Consider the following 19,943-nt stretch of genomic DNA (forward strand, 5'->3'; position numbering starts at 1 on the left):
TATAATCCTCCATTCACCTTATTGCGTATCTATAAAGTTATCCGGTCGGAGTGAACTTGTAGTTTTTTACATAAAATGTTCATGCTTGTTTTATTAACATTAAAAAAGCTGGAGACATAAAATAAACAAAAGATTGCGAACTTTTTTCTGTTTTATTTTCAAAAGTTTACTAGTCATTTAAGTCATTCAGATCAAAGCCTGTTTTATCGATTATTAGGAGGGATTGTGATGAATAGTAAGGAGAGCATTTTAAAAAAGGAAGGGCAGAAGTTTCCAGGGGCGACCTATTCAGAGGTAGTATTAGCACCTGCTTATGAGCACGCCAAGCAATCTTTACTAGAGCCAATGCTAGCAGTCCATAAAGCCCACCTGATTATGCTGGTAGAACAAGGGGTGTTGCAGGAGAGTCTAGGTTCCCAAATCTATGCGGCTATTTGCGCACTTGATAAAGAGACAATTCTCCAATCCACCTATGATGGACAGTATGAGGATCTCTTTTTCCTTGTAGAAAGTCAAATTATGAATGTTGCCGGCGAAGTGGGGGGGAGTTTGCACCTTGCTCGGAGCCGGAACGATATGGGTATTGCGATGTACAGGATGGTTCTAAGGGACAAAATTCTCCTGGCCATTGAGGCGCTGTTTTCCTTTCAAGAAACACTTTTGAGGGTGATTGACAACTATAAGGAAACGATTGTCCTGGGCCATACTCATACGCAGCAAGCCCAGCCGATGACGTTCTCCCATTATCTTTTGGGTATGTACGATGTCGTTGACCGTGACTTAAAAAGATTGAAAGCAGCCTATGATACATGCAATGCTAGTCCTCTTGGCGCGGCGGCCCTCACTACGACCGGATTTCCGATTGACAGAAAAAGGATAGCAGAGTTATTAGGATTCCCGAAAATCATCAAGAGTGCTTATGATTCAATTAGCGGTGCTGATTATTTAGGGGAAATTGCCACAGCGATCCAATTAACCTTTATCAATCTCGGCCGATTTTCACAAGATCTTCTCTTATGGTCCAGCCAGGAATTTTCAGCAATTCGTGTGGCAGATCCCTATGTTCAAACGAGTTCTATTATGCCGCAAAAAAGAAATCCAGTTTCACTAGAGCATATCCGTGCATTAAGCTCTAGCGGAATTGGGAATGCCCAAACCGTACTTCAAATGTTACATAACACACCATATGGAGACATAAACGATACCGAGGATGACCTTCAGCCGTATTTATGGAAGGGACTGCACCTTATTGATCAAGTTTTTCGGTTAACAAAAGTGGTGGTTGGAACACTTGAAGTAAATGAAGTACTGTTAAAAAGAAGGGCCCAAGAAAGTTTTGCGACAATAACGGAATTAGCCGACACACTGTTTAGGGAAGCAAACATTCCGTTTCGGACCTCACATTCTATAGCCAGCCAGGTGGTGAAAATTGCCTTGGCAAGAGGATTGAATGCCACCCATGTCACATCAGTACTCGTAGATGAAGCGGCAAAAGCAGTTGTCGGAATTCCGTTGAATTTACCGGAGGAGATCATTCGTACAGCAATGGACCCAGAACACTTTGTTAAAATTCGGTCGCTGCCTGGCGGACCAGCACCAGAGGAAATCAAGAGGGCCATTGTGGAAAGAGAAGCTAGTCTAAACCATCATATTTCTTCGCTCCAGGCTGAGGTTAATCGAATTAAAGTTTGTATGGAAAAACTTGACCAACTGACAAGCCAGTGGGGCAAAACCGATGGATTACTTTGACGAGAGTGAGAGAATAAGAGGCATACACAGGGGCAAAGTAGGAGGCGAACAATTTATGTTCGTCTTCTTTTTTAATAAATGTAAGCCTAATTTCTCAGTATTTAGCCGAGAAATTAGGCCTTTTATTTTCGGATATCTGCAACATTGAAATAACGTTTCCTTACGCATTCCTATTTTGGGAGATTATTTGCGTTTTTCACCTTATCATAAAGGCAAGGAAGATCAATCTATTGAATCTTTCTTACTTTCGTTTTCGTAATACTACGGCGGCCATCTAAACTAATAGGTTCCTCTCCGTCAATGGTAATTCTTCGGACAACTCTTTGTGCATGGCCATAGTCATTCACTGCATAATGTTGGGTTGCTCGGTTATCCCAAATGATGACATCCCCCGCTTTCCATTTCCAGCGGACCGTATTTTCGAGTTGTGTGACGTGTCCCTGCAAGATCGAGAATAAATGTGCAGAATCAGTGGAAGAAAGCCCGACAAAGTTTTTCACAAAATGACCGAGTAGGAGATGGCGCTCTCCTGTTTCAGGATGTACATGGACAACGGGATGTTCGGTTTCATAGATGGTGGATGTAAAGACCTCATCATGGCGTTTTTTTGCTTCCGCAGAAACATTATTTTTCTTGGCTGCATAATCGTAAGCATTGGTATGGACTGCCCATAACTGATTGGCTAGATTTTGTAATTCTGTTGGCAGGTTTTCATAGGCAGCAGATGTGTTTGCCCAAACGGTATCGCCTCCTGCCTCAGGAATGACCACTCCCCGTAAAATGGAGAACTTAGGGTATGCTGCTTCAAACGTTACATCTGTATGCCATGAATCAGCGCGACCGCCGTGATCTGAATGAAGTTCTAAAATAAAGTTTGTTCCATTTTTTGCTGGAACCGTTGGATGAACAACTGGGTTACCAAGTAGTTGTGCAAAAGCTTCTTGTCCTTGATCGTCCAATTGATGCTGATCACGGAAGAAAACAACCTTATACTTTAACAGGGCTCCACGGATCGATTTAACTGTATTGGAGTCTAGTTCCCCGGTAAGTTTCACCCCTGAAATTTCTGCTCCAATACGTCCAGCCACTGGTGTTACTACAATCGCTGCTTCATTTTGCACTTCTTTAACATTACTCATTTCATTTCCTCCTTGTTTTTCACCGCAAAAGTGGCGCTTAAATAGTGGACCGATAAGACAAAAGAAAGCCAGAGCATATGGCTCTGGCTTCCAGGTGACTGGTCAGCAATTCATTTGAATGTTAACTATGTAATCCCTATCGGTTTAAAGCGATTTTAAATTGTCAAAATACTTCTGTCAATTTATAAAATTTTATTAATCTGATAGGAAAATACAATTTAGAATATTTTTAATATTCCGTTGACGGGTCGGATTAGAACTGATAGGATTGGTGAAAGCAAAGTAGTCCAATAGGAAATAACTAAATAACTACCGGACAACCGGAGACTTTTCTTTTAAAAAGAGATGTCTCCATTTTTTTTGAGAAATAGGCATCAAGAGATAGATGGGGTCCTTAGATAAAAGTATTTCTCTTAGCCAGTAAAGAATCAACCGATTGGATGGACTGGTACTAATCTTATTGAGAAGGAAGGGAATGTTATGAAGTTTTGGAGAAGAAACGTACTTTTTATGTTAGTGGTATTATCAATCGTTATATCTGCTGGCTGCCAGGAGAAGAAGACAGGAGCAACAGGCGCTAAAGAAAAAGGCGGGTATGAAACACTAAAAATTAAATATGAGGGGTCAGTTGGTTCAGTTATTTATCCAGAGTTAGCGGAGGATTTAGGCTATCTTGGTCCGATTAAACTAGAATGGATCGGAAATCAAACAAGTGGGCCTGCTTCTATTCAAAACGCAGCTACGGGTCAAACCGATTTTGGCGGTGCGTTTAATGGGGCTATTGCCAAATTAAAAGCGAGCGGTGCACCTATAAAATCAGTCATTGGTTATTACGGCAGTGATAAGGATACATATACCGGCTATTATGTATTGAATGACAGTTCGATAAAAAATGCTCGCGATTTAATTGGAAAAAAGGTTGGTATGAACACAATGGGAGCTCATGCTGAATTCGTTTTAAAAGAATATTTAAAACAAAATGGATTAACAGATGCGGAAATTAAGAAAGTTACTTTAGTTGTTCTGCCACCTGTAAGCACAGAACAAACACTGCGCCAAAAACAAATCGATGTCGCTGTTTTGACTGGGATGTTAGGGAATCTGGCTGTAAAAAATGGGGGGATCAAAATGCTTTTTAGTGATTATGATTTGTTGGGACCTTTCACAGCCGGCAGCTATGTATTTACCGAAAAATTCATCAAACAAAATCCACTTACGGTGAAAAAGTTTGTTGAGGCTACAGCAAAAGCAATTGAGTGGGCACAAACCCATTCACGAGAAGAAGTAATAGCCCGTTATGAATCCATTATTAAGAAACGGGGTCGCAAGGAAGATACAAACACATTGCAATATTGGAAAAGTACCGGTATTGCAGAGAAAGGTGGAGTTATTCAGGAAAAGGAATTTAAAATTTGGGTTGATTGGCTGAAGAAAAATGGTGAGTTCAATGATGTCAAAGTGAAACTAAGTGACTTGTACACCAATGAATTTAATCCTTATAAGGGTGAAATTGATAAAAAGTAAAGAGGTGAGAGGATGACAGCAAAAATTCAGTTTGAACATGTCAATAAGGTCTTTAAAGTAAGGGACTTAGAGCAAGGAAAGGGAGCCCTTAAAGAATTTACAGCCATTAAAAATGTTCATTTTTCAGTCAACAGTGGAGAGTTTCTTTCATTAGTAGGCCCATCAGGATGCGGAAAATCAACTTTGCTTGATCTTTTAGGCGGGTTGACGAAACCAACCTCCGGACGGATATTATTGGATGGAAAACCGATTGAGGGACCCGGTTTAGATCGGGGGATTGTCTTTCAGCAGTATGCGCTTTTGCCTTGGAAGACAGCTAAAGGAAATATTGAATTTGGCTTAGAATCAAAAGGTGTTCCCAAAAAGGAACGGGCTGAAATTTCTTGTTACTTTTTGTCACTGGTTGGGTTATCGGGTTTCGCTGATCGTTATCCACACGAACTTTCAGGTGGAATGAAACAGCGTGTGGCCATTGCCAGAAGTTTGGCATTTGACCCTGATGTGCTATTAATGGATGAACCGTTCGCAGCCCTCGATGCGCAAACACGTGAGACTTTACAGACAGAATTACTTCGAATCTGGGAACATACCAAAAAGACAATTGTTTTTATTACACATGGGATTGATGAGGCTGTGTATCTAGGACAGCGTGTGGCCGTAATGACTTCCCGCCCTGGAACAATCAAACAAATTATTGATAACCCGCTTCATTCAGCCAGATACGAAGAGGACTTACGTTCGACAACAGAATTTGCAAATGCGCGTCACCAAATTTGGGATTTACTTCGTGAAGAAGTAGGGAAAGCGCAAATAGTTGCGAAAAAGGACCAGTCTGCTTTACAAAAGTTAATTAATTTATAGAAGAGGTGAGGAAATGCCTGATTTCGGTAAATCATTTACAGCGCCAATGCAGACATCCCATCGGATTCGATTTTCTTTTCATTGGGTGCAAAGTCTTGTAAAACAATCTATTGTCATTTTGCTTTTACTAATTCTTTGGGAGATTGCTCCCCGAACAGGGTTAGTGGATCCCACATTCTTTCCGCCTTTTACAAAAGTGGCAGAGAGCTGGTGGGGATTAGTGATTTCGGGTGATCTGTATGCCCACTTTCAGGCGAGCATTCTCCGTTCGCTATTCGGATTTGGGTTGGCGATCCTTATCGCTATTCCTTTGGGGCTAATCATTGGGTGGTATCCACTAGCGAGTGAATTGTTAAATCCGGTGCTGGAAGTCTTTCGTAATACGGCTGCCTTAGCGTTATTACCTGTCTTTATTCTGTTGCTTGGGATTGGCGAAACATCTAAAGTTTCAATTGTCTTTTTTGCTTGTACGTTTCCGATTCTTTTAAATACGATTAATGCAGTTCGAAATGTCGATCCGGTACTCATTAAGGCCGCGAAATCGATGGCTCTGCCTTCGTACAGGTTGTTTATTAAGGTCATTTTGCCAGCTTCAATTCCGACTATTTTTACCGGAATACGTATGGCTGGATCATCATCCATTCTAGTATTGATTGCTGCCGAAATGGTTGGTGCTAAGGAAGGTTTGGGATATCTGATTAACTATTCGCAACAGAACTTTCAAATCCCGCAAATGTATGCAGGCATTATTACGATTTCATTGCTTGGTGTGTTCATAAATTATCTATTGGTTTCTTTAGAAAAGAAATTTTCAAGCTGGAAAACAAATAGAAATTAACAATAAAAGAAAGAAGGAATGAAACATGACTCAAACTAATCGGGAAATGAAATTAGGTGCATTTTTTATGATTCCTGGACATCATGTCGCAGCTTGGCGTCATCCAAAAGCGGAATCTCATCAAATCATGAGTTTTGATTTTATCAAAAGATTAGCCCAAACAGCAGAGCGTGGAAAGTTTGATATGGTTTTTGTTGCAGATAACTATGCGGTGAGAAGGAACAATCAAAAGGCCCTTGGCCAAACCGTAAATACGTTGTTTGAACCCTTTACCCTTTTATCTGCGCTATCTGCGGTAACAAATCATATTGGATTTGTCGGTACTGTATCAACTACCTTTAATGAGCCATTTAATGTTGCCCGCAGGTTCGCCTCACTCGATCATTTAAGTGGCGGCCGTGCAGGGTGGAATGTAGTCACATCGAGTACTGACGTAGAAGCCCAAAATTTTAATTTAGAGCAGCAGCTACTTCATGAAAAACGCTATGAACGGGCTGAAGAGTTTGTGGATGTAGTCACGAAGCTATGGGATAGCTGGGAGGATGATGCTTTAATTATTGATAAAGAGGCAGCCCAATTTGCTGATCCTTCCAAAATACACTCTATTAATCATAAAGGAGAATGGTTTTCCGTTGCGGGTCCATTAAATATCTCTCGTCCGATACAAGGGCATCCGGTAGTGATCCAGGCTGGTTCATCTGAAGCAGGGAAGGAGCTTGCAGCGCGGACTGCAGAGGTTATTTTCACAGCTTGGCAAACCCTAGAAGAAGCACAAGCCTTTTATGCAGATGTAAAAGGAAGAATGGCAAAATACGGCCGCTCACCAGAGGACCTAAAAATCATGCCTGGTATTTTCCCTGTTATTGGAAGAACGGAGGAAGAAGCAGAAGCTAATAAGATACTGCTTGAGGATCTTATTCCGGAAGAAGCGGGGTTATCTCTTTTGTCTGGAATGATAAGTGTTGATTTATCAGGATATCCGGTGGATGGACCACTCCCTGATTTGCCTGAAGTGAGCCAGATAAATGGCGGGAAAAGCCGCTTCCAATTATTAAAGGATCTTGCCGATCGTGAGGGATTGACCATTCGCCAATTGTATCAACGAATAGCCGGTGCACGCGGACATCGGGAAATCAAAGGGACACCTGAACAAATTGCAGACCAAATGCAAGAATGGTTCGAAAATGGCGCAGCGGACGGATTCAATGTCATGCCCCCTTATTTGCCTGGTGGCCTGGAGGATTTCGTCAATCAGGTTATTCCAGTATTGCAACTACGCGGATTGTTCCGTAAAGAATATACTGGCAAAACGTTGAGGGAGAATCTCGGATTAAAACGGCCAGTTAATAAACTTATTGAGTCCGTAAAAGAAACGGTATAGTTTCGGTTATTTTAAAAATCCGACTTGATTTATAGGATTAATGTGTTTTTTAATTATAAAAAATGATTAGGAAATTTAATAAACGCTGACTGGTTCACTAGAGGCTCTTTAATTTAGGATAATTTCGTCATTCTAAATAGAGCCTCTTTCTTTTACTAAGATTAGTGCATTGCATTAACCTAGGACAGTTTCTAGTGGGATAAGGACATTTAAACGGCTTAAAAAGTAGAATATTTGAAAGGGGCATACTTATGAACGATACTAAGGAAAAAATGTGGATAAATGATTATCTGGATTTGTATCTTTATGCAAAAAGTATTAATGATTATTTGTGGCAACAAGAAATTATAGAAAAACTGCAAAATTCCACATTCCATAATACCTCCGAAATCCTCTAGTCTAATAGACATATTATATATGATTACCCATTACAAAAATGGTGTGGTTCCTGCATCTAAAATCTCTTTTCCATTCTATTTTCATAATTAATAAAAAACACCTTCCTCAACATAGTGTTAGGTGCTTTTGGTTTACCAATCACCAGACAATAATTCATAGTATTTTTACTTAATCCTATAACGATTAATCCCAGGAGAAAAGTAGGATTTTAAAAAACCTTCAAAATATTTTAAAAAATTAGTTGACAATTGGAGCGTAGGAATATAAAGTTTAATCATAGTTTTAAAACCAAGTAAACAAGTTGGTTAAGTTAGATAAATAGTTATTTCAACTTGACAGGTAGGAAAAGTATGAATAAAATAATAATTAAATTTTCAACCAATTGAAGTGATTTTAAGGTTTATGAAAATACAAAAGAAAAGCTGATCGGACGACCGAAGGCTCCTTATCTCGATTTTATGAGATCAGGAGCCTTTTTTATACTCTTTATTCCGACTAAGTAAATAGGTTTAATGGAGTTAATTTTCTTATCAGTCTACTGAAAGGAAGTGATTGTTTGTGTGATAGTAAAAGTATTTTAGAATCTACCAGAATAATAGAGAAAATGGAGGAGTCTGACGTGATTAACAAAAACAAAAATCTATGGTGGTTGACACTCATCTTACTTTTGTCCTTTCTAGTAAGTGGATGCAGTTCTTCCGCTTCAGGAGAAAAAAAGGCATCAAGTAGTAAGGAATCAAAGGTCATTAATATTGGTTATCAAAAGTTTGGTACCTTAAACATCTTAAAGGCAAAGGGAACCTTGGATAAAGATTTAAAAACACTTGGATATTCGGTGAAATGGACCGAGTTTCCTGGGGGCCCCCAGTTGCTTGAGGCATTAAATGTAGGCAGTTTAGATTTTGGTCATACAGGAGAAGCGCCGCCGATTTTTGCTCAAGCCGCAGGAGCCCCGCTCGTGTATTATGCGAATGCAACCGCAAATCCAAAAGGAGAAGCGATTATAGTACCTGAAAATTCACCAATTAAGACGCTGAAAGACTTAAAAGGAAAAAAAATCGCGTTAAATAAAGGTTCAAATGTCCATTTTTTATTAGTCAAAGCATTGGAAAAAGCAGGTATTTCCTACAGTGATATTAAAACAATTTTTCTTGCTCCTGCAGATGCGCGGGCCGCATTTGAAAAAGGAGATGTAGACGCATGGGTGATTTGGGATCCCTTCTTAGCAGATGCCCAGCTGGCTACAAAGGCAAGGATCTTAGCTGATGGAGAAGGATTAGTTAGCAATCGTGAATTTTTCTTAGCCACCCATCAATTTGCAAAGGACAATCCTAAAGTATTAGACGTCATTTATAAGGAACTGGAAAAGACAGATAAATGGGTTCAAGAGAATCCAAAAGAAGCTGCCAAATTCCTTGCGCCTCAAATTGGAATGAGTGTGGACACATTAGAATTAACACTCAATCGAAGAACATTTGGATTAGAAAAAGTAAGTGATCAAACAGCAAAGGATCAACAACAAATCGCAGATACATTTTACAAGCTTCAATTAATTCCACAAGAAATCAAGGTGCAAGAAGCACTAATAAAAACTAATAATTAATAAAGGAGACAAAAAAATGAACGTATTCTGGTTTATTCCAACACACGGTGATTCAAGATATTTAGGCGTAACAACAGGAGGCAGAGCAGTTACCTTGCCTTACTTAAAACAGGTGGCTCAGGCAGTAGATGAGTTAGGTTTTACTGGGGCGTTACTTCCAACAGGAAGATCTTGCGAAGATTCATGGGTGGTAGCTTCAAGTTTACTTTCAGTTACCCAACGTATGAAATTTCTAGTCGCCGTACGGCCTGGTCTAAGTTCGCCATCACAAGCCGCCAGAATGGCATCCACATTTGACCGCTTATCAAATGGCCGGTTATTAATCAATGTGGTAACCGGCGGCGATCCTGTTGAGCTGGCGGGAGATGGTCTCCATTTAAGCCATACCGAACGCTATGAATTAACGGATGAATTTTTAACCATATGGAGGGACTTGTTAGAAAAAGGAGAGGCCAACTTTTCTGGAGACTACTTAAAAATAGATAATGGAAAATTGCTCTATCCACCTGTACAACAACCTTATCCGCCTCTTTATTTCGGAGGATCTTCTGAAATTGGGCAAGAAATAGCTGCGAAGCATGTGGATTACTACCTAACATGGGGGGAACCGCCTGCGAAAGTAGCAGAAAAAATAAACGAGGTAAAAAAGTTAGCGGCTCAGCAGGGCCGGACCGTTCGCTTTGGAATCCGATTGCATGTCATTGTGAGAGAAACAGACAAGGAAGCCTGGGCGGCAGCGAATGATTTGATTAAATATGTAGATGATGATCTAATTGCCTCCTCTCAAAAGATCTTTTCGCGGTTTGATTCGGTTGGACAGCAGAGAATGTCGGAATTACACAATGGAAGTAAGGACCAATTAGAGATCAGCCCGAATTTATGGGCAGGAGTAGGTCTTGTTAGAGGTGGAGCGGGGACAGCTTTAGTAGGCGATCCTGAAACGGTCGCACAAAGAATGAAGGAATACGCTGACCTTGGAATTGAAACCTTTATCCTCTCAGGATATCCACACTTGGAAGAGGCCTACCGTGTATCTGAATTATTATTCCCGCATCTTCCATTAGCAAAGGATGCTCCTCAATCGGATTCAACTAATATCATCAGTCCTTTTGGAGAAATTGTTGCAAACAACGAATTGCCGAAAGTCTTAAAGTGAAGGGTGAATGAACATGAATAAAAAACAGATTGTTCCGTGGATTGTCCCCATTTTATTACTAGCTTCCTGGCAGCTATCAAGCCAATTTGGGCTATTATCTTCACGTGTGCTGCCAAACCCTGTTGATGTATTCAAGTCGGCAGTTGAACTAGGGCGTTCTGGTCAACTTTTTGATTACATTGGTGCAAGCAGTAAACGGGCGATCATAGGATTTATAATCGGCGGGGGAATAGGATTTGCTTTAGGTTTGTTGAACGGCCTGTCGAAAATTTCAGAAAGTCTGTTGGATAGTTCTTTACAAATGATTCGGAATATTCCGCATCTTGCGATGATTCCGATTGTGATTTTATGGTTCGGAATCGAAGAAGAGGCAAAGCTTTTTCTCGTCGCATTAGGTACTTTTTTTCCCATTTACTTGAACACCTTTCACGGAATCCGTTCGATCGATAAAACTCTTATCGAAATGGGAAATGTTTATGGACTTAAAGGGTTTTCGTTATTTTGGAATATTATTTTGCCCGGTGCTCTTCCTTCTATATTAGTGGGGGTGCGGTATGCAATAGGTATTACCTGGGTCACCCTTATTGTCGCTGAAACGATTGCATCGAATTCAGGTATAGGGTATATGGCCATGAACGCTAGAGAATTTATGAGGCTAGATATCGTCGTTTTAAGTATTATTCTCTATGCACTTCTTGGAAAACTATCAGATGCTATCGCAAAAATAGCCGAGAAAAGATTCTTACAATGGAATCCATCTTATCGAAAATAGGGAGGAGGGAAATCAATGACTGAAAGGATAGACCGTGAATCAACGATATTAGAAATTTCTAACCTGCAAAAATCATTTGGCAATCATAAAGTACTTCGAAACATTAATTTAAAAGTTAAAAAAGGGGAATTTATTGCGATTATAGGGAAAAGCGGATGTGGTAAAAGTACGTTATTACGCTTACTTGCTGGATTAGAGACAGCTAGTGATGGAGAAATCTATACTGATGGTGAACGGTTAGAAGGTAGAAATCAATTAGCAAAAATCATGTTTCAGGACGGCAGACTTCTCCCTTGGAAAAGAGTACTTCAAAACGTCGGTTTAGGTTTAAAAACAGACTGGCGGGAGCGTGCTGAAAAGGTATTGGAACAAGTCGGATTAGCGGATCGCGGAAATGATTGGCCTTCTGTATTATCAGGGGGACAACGCCAGAGAGTCGCACTTGCAAGAGCATTAGTTCATGAGCCAAATATCCTTTTATTAGATGAACCACTTGGGGCCCTCGATGCACTGACACGGATCGAAATGCATCAGCTCATAGAAGAATTGTGGTTGGATAAAAAGTTTACTGCCGTGTTGGTGACGCATGATGTAGAAGAAGCGGTAGCTCTCGCGAATAGAGTCATCTTAATTGAAGATGGAGAAATTGTGATGAACCAGCCTATTAAACTACCATATCCCCGGCAGAGAGAACATCCATTATTTTCTCCAACCGTCAGCCAAATATTACACCGGATTTTGGGAAAAGACAAAATGTCAACGAGTGATTTAAGACTAACAAAAATTGAGTAACATTTTCCTGGATGGGGGACTGACCATTCAGTTTACAGATTTTTTAACGATAATAGATAAAGAAAGCATAGGCTTAGTCTATATTTATATGAAAAAACACGTAAATAGATAGCGGCTTCACTTAAGAAAGGGAGATTACATGATGAGTAAAATAACGATTATTTCTGGAAGTCCCTCGGAACATACGAGATTAAATGGGGCGTTAGATGAAGTTGTAAGGCATTTAGAAGGGTTGAATATCATTCCTGAAGTTATCCATGTTCGAAACCTTCCAGCCGTGGATTTAATTCAAGCGAAATTTGACAGTGAAGAAATTGTTAGAGCCAATAAAAAGGTTGAGGATTCAGAAACCATTGTCATTCTGACACCTGTTTATAAAGCGTCTTATACTGGGGTATTAAAAACCTATCTTGATCTGTTACCGCAAAATGGTCTTGAAGGTAAGACCATATTACCAATTGCTGTTGGTGGAACCTTTGGACATCTATTAATGTTGGATTATGCATTGAAGCCAGTGCTATCAGCACTTGGCGCAACCCATATTTTAAAAGGTGCTTTTATTTTGGATAGTCAAATCAAAAAAATAGAAAATAACCAATATGAAATAGATGAAGCAGCTAAAAATCGCTTAGAAACTTCCTTGAATTTCTTAAAAAGCTCTTTATCCACGGAAAGGAATGTGGTCGGTTCTATTATTTAAAAAGTTTTACGGAAAATGTACTTAAGCTAAATGGGGGCTAGATTTTAAAGTAAATACGATTTTACTCATGCTGCAAAACTTCCGGCCATAATTGGCCGGAAGTTTTGCAACTATACAGCCCTGACTAGATTACCAACTGTACTGTATCAGAATCTTTATCTAGTTTGAAGCTTACTTTCTTATCCCCACAAACAAGATCATAATCACCAAGGTATCCCTCAAATGAAACCATTCCGTTGTCATCTGTATTGCATGTAACGTTTGAATGCCAGTCATTTTTGATCAGTTTCTTTACAACTTCATATGATGGTTTTGGGCTATTATCTGTTCTGATAAATCCAGCAGGAGCACCAAGCCATGCCCCATCATCACTAAAGGACCAAGCTGTAATGGCTTCTACTAGGGGATGTTTAAACAGAATAGAATACATTTCTTCTACTTCTTTTGCCTGACGTTCTTCGAATTCTGGTGTTGATGGCCATTCGGGAATCTGATAATCATTCAGATCTTCAATTTGAGCTGGCATCAGATGACCAGATGTTAAAGTGTTTTCTGTAAAGTGAATAGGAAGACCAAAGTGTGAGAAACGCTCTAAGACTTCTTCTAATTTTTCACGTCCCCAATATCCTTGATGCTGGTGTGACTGAATACCAATCGCATCAATGGCAATACCTGCATTTAAACATCCATCAATTAAGATTTCATAGTTAATCGATGTATTAAAGTCATTTAATAATAGGGTCGCACCCGGATTGAATTCACGTGTTTTTGCAAACATTTCTTTAATGATCCCAACACGGCCAAGGTCTTTACTAATTCGAGTAATACCATTGTCATATTTATCAAAGATAGGCATGATCACCACTTCATTGATCACATCCCACATATCTATTAATCCTTTAAAATCCGATACTTCACGTTCAATTCTAGCAAATTGTGCCTTTAGGATTTCTTCATTGCTCATATCCAGAAGCCATGGAGCCGTGACAGTGTGCCAGCAAAGAGGATGTCCTTTCACGGTGACGTTTCTTTCTTTTAACCACTGCGCAGCGGCCTTTAATTCTTTAGTAAGTGGTTTTCCTTTTTCAGGCTCAAACGTTCCCCAGTAGAAAGGTAATGTGGCAGAGTTAAATACATCCAAGAACTTTTCTAGTTTTTCTTCCTGAAATGCAAGTCTGGCTGCTGGTACATTTTTATTGGCTACTTGGATTGCATCAAAAATGCCGCAGCCAAATAAGAACTTATGGTTTGTCTGTTTAAGTGCGACCTCCTTTCCTGTAATAGGATTACCTGATGCATCCACAAGTTTGATTGTCTTGCTGGCCATACGGTGTGCAAATTCATTTGTTTGTCCCATTCTATTGCCTCCGTTTCATAACCGTTTCGAATTGTTCCAATAAGGAAAACGCTTTCTCATGTCCTATCTAAATTCTACCAAACTATGTTTAAGCACACAACTAACTATATGTCCTAAAGTAAAATAATAAATTAGAATACAAAAAAGCAGTAGATTCTTAAAGATGAATCTACTGCTTTTGCCTTTATAAGGAACTATTGTTGGTCGAACTAGGAGATAATGAATCCTTATTAATTTTAAGTGCTACGAGGCTGGCAAAATCATGTACGATTGTGGCAGCAAGTAATGAAGTAATTTGAGTTGGATCATAGGAAGGTAAAACCTCGACCAAATCAAAGCCGACAAAGTTAAAGTCTGTTAAAGATCGGATGATTTGCAAGGTTTCAAAGCTATTTAAACCACCGACCTCAAGTGTTCCTGTTCCAGGAGCGCATGATGGGTCAACGAAATCGATATCAAAGGTTAGGAAACATGGAGTATCACCGATTTTTCCCTTTATTTCCTTAATAACGCTTTCCATACCGCGTTCTTTTAATTCCGGTGTTGTAATCACATGGTATCCTAAATCTGTGCTTGCATCAATGTCACCTGGATGATTAAGTGTTCCGCGAATTCCCACCTGAAAAACTTTATCTGCTATGAGTAGATTTTCTTCGTATGCACGAATGAATGGCGAACCATGCCAATATTTTTCTTCATAATACGTATCCCAAGTATCTGTATGGGAATCAAAATGGATTAAGGCTACAGGACCGTGTATTTTAGCAGCAGCACGAAGATGGGCTAATGTTACGGAATGATCTCCTCCAAGACCAATGGGGATAATTCCCTTCTCCATCAAATTCTTCATTGCTTTTTCAATTACTTCGTAACTTCGATGGATATTATGCGGAATGACGGATACATCACCAATATCAATGGCATTACAATCCTCAAATGGATAAACCTTGTGTGTCGGATGATAAGGGAATAAGGTCATCGAAGCCTGACGAATGGCTTGTGGTGCAAACCGGGCTCCGACACGGAAGGAGGCTGCTGTATCAAATGGCACACCGACGATGGCCAGTTTAGCATCTTCTCTATGAGATGGTAACCTCATAAAGGTTCCGGTCGTACAAAATTCTGGTTTAACATCTGGTGATAATGGATATTGCATTTTAATTTCCCCCCATTTTTATTTTCAAAAATAATTATGCAAGTTTTGTGCCAGAAGAACTTTTGGAAAATTTGTACGCTCTCCGTGCTTCCTTATACTTATCAGAATTTTTTGCCTAAATTCTGATAAGTATAAATTCAGCTACTTCCCTGTCTAACCCTATCGACGAGTTTTTCATATATCTCATTCCAATGGCTCCAGTCCATACATTGCTAGAAAGGCGCTTCCACTGTTCTTATAATCACAATTTCTAATTAATATGGAATAATGTATGCGAGGTTGAATAATTGCATATTTTCTAAATACTATAAATCTTCCATTGCCTTTAATGGTCTTTAACTAAACAGTAAAAGTTTTAGAAGTGCTGTAGTTCGGCACAAAAATTGCAAGTATACATACTGAAATTTCAAAAAAGTAAGGGGGAGTAAAAAACTTTAAGAAGGCAAAGGTGTTATCTTGTAATGAAGGCGGTTTAAACAAGGGGAGGTATGATATTTGGAAAATAGCGTAAAGCTGAAAAGATCGTTAAAGCTGTGGCAAATTGTTATCATGGGGTTAGCGTATATGACACCAATGGTGGTATTTGACACATTTGGAATTGTGTCTGGTATAACGAAAGGTCATGTCCCAACAGCCTATATTGTTGCATTGATTGGGATGCTATTTACTGCTGCTAGCTACGGGAAGCTAGTAAAGGTTTTTCCTCAGGCAGGCTCAGCCTATACGTATACTCAAAAAGCAATGAACAGGCATCTTGGTTTTCTGGTTGGTTGGTCTTCGCTACTTGATTATTTATTTTTGCCAATGGTAAACGCTTTGTTAACAAAACTTTACCTGAATGCTTTATTTCCGTCCGTTCCTGATTTTATTTGGGTGTTAGTGTTTGTAGGAATTGTTACCTTCTTAAACCTGCGAAGCGTAAATGTTCTGGCAAATTTTAATACATTATTTGTTCTTGTTCAAATTCTCATCATAATCGTTTTTATTATCCTTGTTATAAAAGGGTTAAATGCTGGTGAGGGAACAGGCACAGTTTTCAGTTTACAACCGTTTTTTGTTGAAGGGATGAACATGCCAATTCTCATTACAGGTGCAACGATTCTCTGTTTTTCGTTCCTCGGTTTTGATGCGGTTACGACTCTAGCTGAAGAAACACGCAATCCAGATAAGACGATTCCAAAAGCGATTATGCTTACAGCTTTATGGGGCGGGAGTATTTTTATCACAACATCGTTTTTTATTCAATCATTTTTTCCAGATATATCAAGGTTCAAGGAGCCTGACGCTGCTCTGCCAGAAATCGCTCTTTATGTCGGTGGAAAGCTATTCCAATCGATTTTCTTATGTACAACCTTTGTGAATACGCTAGCCTCCGGACTTGCCTCACATGCAAGTGTTTCACGACTATTGTATGTAATGGGGCGCGACAAAGTATTTCCCGAAAAGTGGTTTGGATATGTCCATCCAAAATGGAGAACCCCTACGATTAATGTTGCAATCGTCGGTGTTATCTCTTTATCCGCTTGCTTCTTTGATTTAGTGACAGCAACTTCACTAATTAATTTTGGCGCATTAATGGCGTTTACGTTTGTAAATCTATCTGTTATTAGTCATTTTGCGTTCCGTAAAAAAATGTACCGAACGCCCAAGGGATTTATAAATTACGTGATCATGCCATTACTGGGAGCTGCTTTGATTGGTATCCTGTGGTTCAATCTTGAGGCTAGTTCCATCATCATGGGGATCGCTTGGTTTGCCGTTGGATTTGTTTACTTAGCCTATCTAACAAAGGCCTTTCGAGCAGTACCTCCTCAATTTGTAGCGGAAGAAGCAGAAATTCAATAGATATATAAGTGAAAAATGCATTCTACATTCAATGTAAGATGCATTTTTTATCCTTTTTAAAATGATTCAAAACTAAATAATTCCAGTCATTTATTCATAATGCCCACACTCTTTTGCCTCATTAACTTGAATATTACCTGCCAGGTATGTTTGACCGTAATATCAGATTCTAGTTCTCGATTTTTAAGGAAAACAGTTTACTATATTGAAACTATTTTCAAGAATAGTTTGACTATTGATAAAAATAAAAATATAATCATATTAAACTAACTACCGGTAGTTAATCGGTAGAGGAATAAGGAGATGGGAAAGATGAAATATCCGCTATCACCAGATGTAAAACCGGAGTTTTGTACGACGGGAACATTTATGAGGTTACCCTCCGCCAAAGAGGGTGCAAAATTAGCTATTGTAGGAATGCCTTTTGATACGGCAGCTTCTTTTCGGGTGGGAGCCCGCTTTGCGCCGCAAGCCATTCGTCAAGCGTCGATGACATTATTTCCATACCACCCGATTCATAAGGTTTATCCATTTGAAGATAGCCATGCAATTGATATTGGGGATGTATCCGTTATTCCTCATAATATCCATCGCAGTTATAAATTGATTGAAGAGGCGATGTTTGAGTTGATGGATAAAAAAATTATTCCTATAGGTTTAGGAGGAGACCATTCCGTTACATTAGCCAACCTCCGTGCTGCGGCTAAAAAACATGGGCCGGTGGCGATGATTCATTTTGATTCACACACTGATACATGGGACACTTATTATGATGAAAAATATTGGCACGGTTCGCCATTTATCCGGGCGCATGAAGAGGGGTTATTGATCGCTAATAAGGTATTTCAAATCGGAATAAGAGGGACACTGAACCATCCTGGGGACTTAGAGGCAAGCTATGATTTAGGTTACAACGTCATCACTACCCCTGATATTCACAAACGAGGTTTTGAAAGTATTCTACTTGAAATGAAAGAAGTGATTGGCGATGCACCGTGCTTTTTAACGTTTGATATTGATTTTGTCGATCCATCCTGTGCGCCGGGAACAGGGACACTAGAAGTTGGGGGATACAATAGTTTAGAGACCTTGAAAATGATTCGCTCGTTAACAGATTTTAATTTTATCGGTTTCGATATAGTGGAAGTGCTGCCATCCTATGATCCTACTCAAATTACTTCACTTCTAGCCGCCACACTTGTTCACGAATTTGCTAGTTTGGTCACCTTGAAAATAACAAAAGAGAGCAAAAATTAATCATAATTTTTTTAGGAGAGGGTTGATAAATGGGATGAATAATTCTCCAGGACTAAAACGCTCATTATCATTTGGGCATGTTATTTTATTCGGACTATCCTTTATGGCTCCTATAACTGTTTTTAGTACGTATGGGATTGCGATTAAAAGCACGCACGGCATGATCCCAACTGCTTATATCATTTCTTTATGTAGTATGCTTTTTACTGCATACAGCTATGAGAAAATGGTAAAGGAGTTTCCAACAACTGGTTCTGCCTATACCTATGTACAAAAAGGAATCAATTCTTCAATGGGCTTTCTTGTTGGCTGGATGATTTTATTGGACTATTTACTTAGCCCCATGATTAGTGCATTGTTATTTGGAATTTTTATTCATGCCTATTTACCGATGATTCCAGTAGCAGTGTGTATTATTACTTTCGTTGTGATTATTACTGTCATCAATATCCTAGGAATTAAGTTGGCAACAAATGTAAGCGCTATATTGCTAGCTTTTCAAATCCTTTTCATTATTACTTTTTGCATTTTTAGTATGAAAGGGCTATTGCATGGAAAAGGAACAGGCGATTTATGGTCGATTACACCATTTTTTGATTCTACTGTGCATTTTTCGAGTATTTTATCGATTGTACCGCTATTATGCTTTAGCTTTTTAGGCTTTGATGCCGTGACAACGTTGGCTGAGGAAACGAACGATCCAAAAAAGACTTTACCGAAGGCCATCTATTTGATCACTATAATTGGAGGCATTTTATTTGTTGCTTCGACTTATTTTGCTCAATCCATTTATCCTAATTTTACATCCTTTAAAGATCCAGAATCGGCAGCGGTCGATATTTTAGTCAATGCTGGCGGCAATTTCTTAAACGCGTTTTTCCTTAGTGTTTCGGTGACAGCATCTATTGCTTCAGCTGTTGTCTCTGGAGGAAGTGGTTCCAGAGTTTTATATGCTATGGGCAGGGAAAGTATTCTTCCTACTAAGGTTTTTGGTTATGTTTCACCCAAATTTAGGACACCTGTCTATAATATTTTGATGATTGCTATTATTGCATTGAGTGCATTATTTTTAGATTTAAATACAGCTGCAGCCTTCATTAATTTCGGTGCATTATTTGCATTTACCTTTGTTAATCTTTCGGTAATTGTTCATTTTATTGGCAGAAAAAAACAGCGGACGGTGAAAGACATTATTTGTTACTGCATTATTCCGTTAGTAGGTGCATTAATCACAGCATTATTCTGGTCAAAATTAGATATTCATTCCATGATCCTTGGGAGTGTCTGGGGAACGATTGGATTTATTTACCTCTTGTACTTAACGAAATTTTTCAAGCAACGGCCACCTGAGTTAGATTTTGATGAAACAAATTTTGATGTGCAAATGTAAAATTCCAAGATAGGAGAGATATAT

At 39.2% G+C, this 19,943-nt stretch carries 16 protein-coding genes; 13 read left to right on the top strand and 3 right to left on the bottom strand.

Annotated features, from left to right (window positions below; all coding sequences use genetic code 11):
* Positions 1-228: 228 nt before the first annotated feature.
* A complete protein-coding gene (argH, locus tag ACZ9EE_RS28005; RefSeq protein ID WP_476031834.1) occupies positions 229-1,749 on the top strand; it encodes an argininosuccinate lyase in 1,521 nt (506 codons plus the stop codon).
* 227 nt (positions 1,750-1,976) lie between these two features.
* On the opposite strand, the gene ACZ9EE_RS28010 is transcribed toward argH, so the two are convergent.
* Positions 1,977-2,888 carry a TauD/TfdA dioxygenase family protein gene (locus tag ACZ9EE_RS28010; RefSeq protein WP_476031835.1) on the bottom strand — a complete coding sequence of 304 codons (912 nt, stop codon included), beginning with the start codon at positions 2,886-2,888 and terminating at the stop codon, positions 1,977-1,979.
* A 480-nt stretch (positions 2,889-3,368) separates the two neighbouring features.
* Between ACZ9EE_RS28010 and ACZ9EE_RS28015 the strand changes: the two genes are divergently transcribed.
* From ACZ9EE_RS28015 to ssuE, 9 genes are all read left to right on the top strand, one after another.
* Entirely contained in the window at positions 3,369-4,412 is a 1,044-nt protein-coding gene (locus ACZ9EE_RS28015) for an ABC transporter substrate-binding protein (protein WP_476031836.1), read from the top strand.
* Between the two features lie 12 nt (positions 4,413-4,424).
* On the top strand, positions 4,425-5,273 hold the full coding sequence (locus ACZ9EE_RS28020) for an ABC transporter ATP-binding protein (protein WP_476031837.1): 849 nt from the start codon (positions 4,425-4,427) through the stop codon (positions 5,271-5,273).
* 13 nt (positions 5,274-5,286) lie between these two features.
* Entirely contained in the window at positions 5,287-6,111 is an 825-nt protein-coding gene (locus ACZ9EE_RS28025; RefSeq protein ID WP_476031838.1) for an ABC transporter permease, read from the top strand.
* 25 nt (positions 6,112-6,136) lie between these two features.
* Complete coding sequence (locus ACZ9EE_RS28030) at positions 6,137-7,492, top strand: LLM class flavin-dependent oxidoreductase (protein WP_476031839.1); 1,356 nt, start codon at positions 6,137-6,139, stop codon at positions 7,490-7,492.
* Positions 7,493-8,510: 1,018 nt separating this feature from the next.
* The gene (locus ACZ9EE_RS28035; protein WP_476031840.1) at positions 8,511-9,494 is read left to right on the top strand and encodes a sulfonate ABC transporter substrate-binding protein; all 984 of its coding nucleotides are present in this window, start codon (positions 8,511-8,513) and stop codon (positions 9,492-9,494) included.
* Positions 9,495-9,510: 16 nt separating this feature from the next.
* The gene (ssuD, locus tag ACZ9EE_RS28040) at positions 9,511-10,650 is read left to right on the top strand and encodes an FMNH2-dependent alkanesulfonate monooxygenase (RefSeq protein WP_476031841.1); all 1,140 of its coding nucleotides are present in this window, start codon (positions 9,511-9,513) and stop codon (positions 10,648-10,650) included.
* A gap of 13 nt (positions 10,651-10,663) precedes the next feature.
* Positions 10,664-11,422: an aliphatic sulfonate ABC transporter permease SsuC gene (gene ssuC / locus ACZ9EE_RS28045; protein ID WP_476031842.1), complete on the top strand. Its 759-nt coding sequence runs from the start codon at positions 10,664-10,666 to the stop codon at positions 11,420-11,422.
* A gap of 15 nt (positions 11,423-11,437) precedes the next feature.
* A complete protein-coding gene (locus ACZ9EE_RS28050) occupies positions 11,438-12,214 on the top strand; it encodes an ATP-binding cassette domain-containing protein (RefSeq protein WP_476031843.1) in 777 nt (258 codons plus the stop codon).
* A gap of 142 nt (positions 12,215-12,356) precedes the next feature.
* Complete coding sequence (gene ssuE, locus ACZ9EE_RS28055; RefSeq protein ID WP_476031844.1) at positions 12,357-12,914, top strand: NADPH-dependent FMN reductase; 558 nt, start codon at positions 12,357-12,359, stop codon at positions 12,912-12,914.
* Positions 12,915-13,038: 124 nt separating this feature from the next.
* On the opposite strand, the gene ACZ9EE_RS28060 is transcribed toward ssuE, so the two are convergent.
* Both ACZ9EE_RS28060 and speB (ACZ9EE_RS28065) read right to left on the bottom strand, forming a co-directional pair.
* Positions 13,039-14,271 (bottom strand): endo-1,4-beta-xylanase, encoded by a 1,233-nt coding sequence (locus ACZ9EE_RS28060; RefSeq protein ID WP_476031845.1) that lies wholly within the window; start codon positions 14,269-14,271, stop codon positions 13,039-13,041.
* Positions 14,272-14,455: 184 nt separating this feature from the next.
* Entirely contained in the window at positions 14,456-15,427 is a 972-nt protein-coding gene (gene speB, locus ACZ9EE_RS28065; RefSeq protein ID WP_476031846.1) for an agmatinase, read from the bottom strand.
* A 495-nt stretch (positions 15,428-15,922) separates the two neighbouring features.
* Between speB (ACZ9EE_RS28065) and ACZ9EE_RS28070 the strand changes: the two genes are divergently transcribed.
* From ACZ9EE_RS28070 to ACZ9EE_RS28080, 3 genes are all read left to right on the top strand, one after another.
* Complete coding sequence (locus ACZ9EE_RS28070; protein ID WP_476031847.1) at positions 15,923-17,272, top strand: APC family permease; 1,350 nt, start codon at positions 15,923-15,925, stop codon at positions 17,270-17,272.
* Positions 17,273-17,584: 312 nt separating this feature from the next.
* The gene (speB, locus tag ACZ9EE_RS28075; protein WP_476031848.1) at positions 17,585-18,529 is read left to right on the top strand and encodes an agmatinase; all 945 of its coding nucleotides are present in this window, start codon (positions 17,585-17,587) and stop codon (positions 18,527-18,529) included.
* A 34-nt stretch (positions 18,530-18,563) separates the two neighbouring features.
* Positions 18,564-19,919 carry an APC family permease gene (locus ACZ9EE_RS28080; protein WP_476031849.1) on the top strand — a complete coding sequence of 452 codons (1,356 nt, stop codon included), beginning with the start codon at positions 18,564-18,566 and terminating at the stop codon, positions 19,917-19,919.
* Positions 19,920-19,943: the final 24 nt, after the last annotated feature.

This window comes from Bacillus sp. URHA0034, assembly GCF_056280405.1.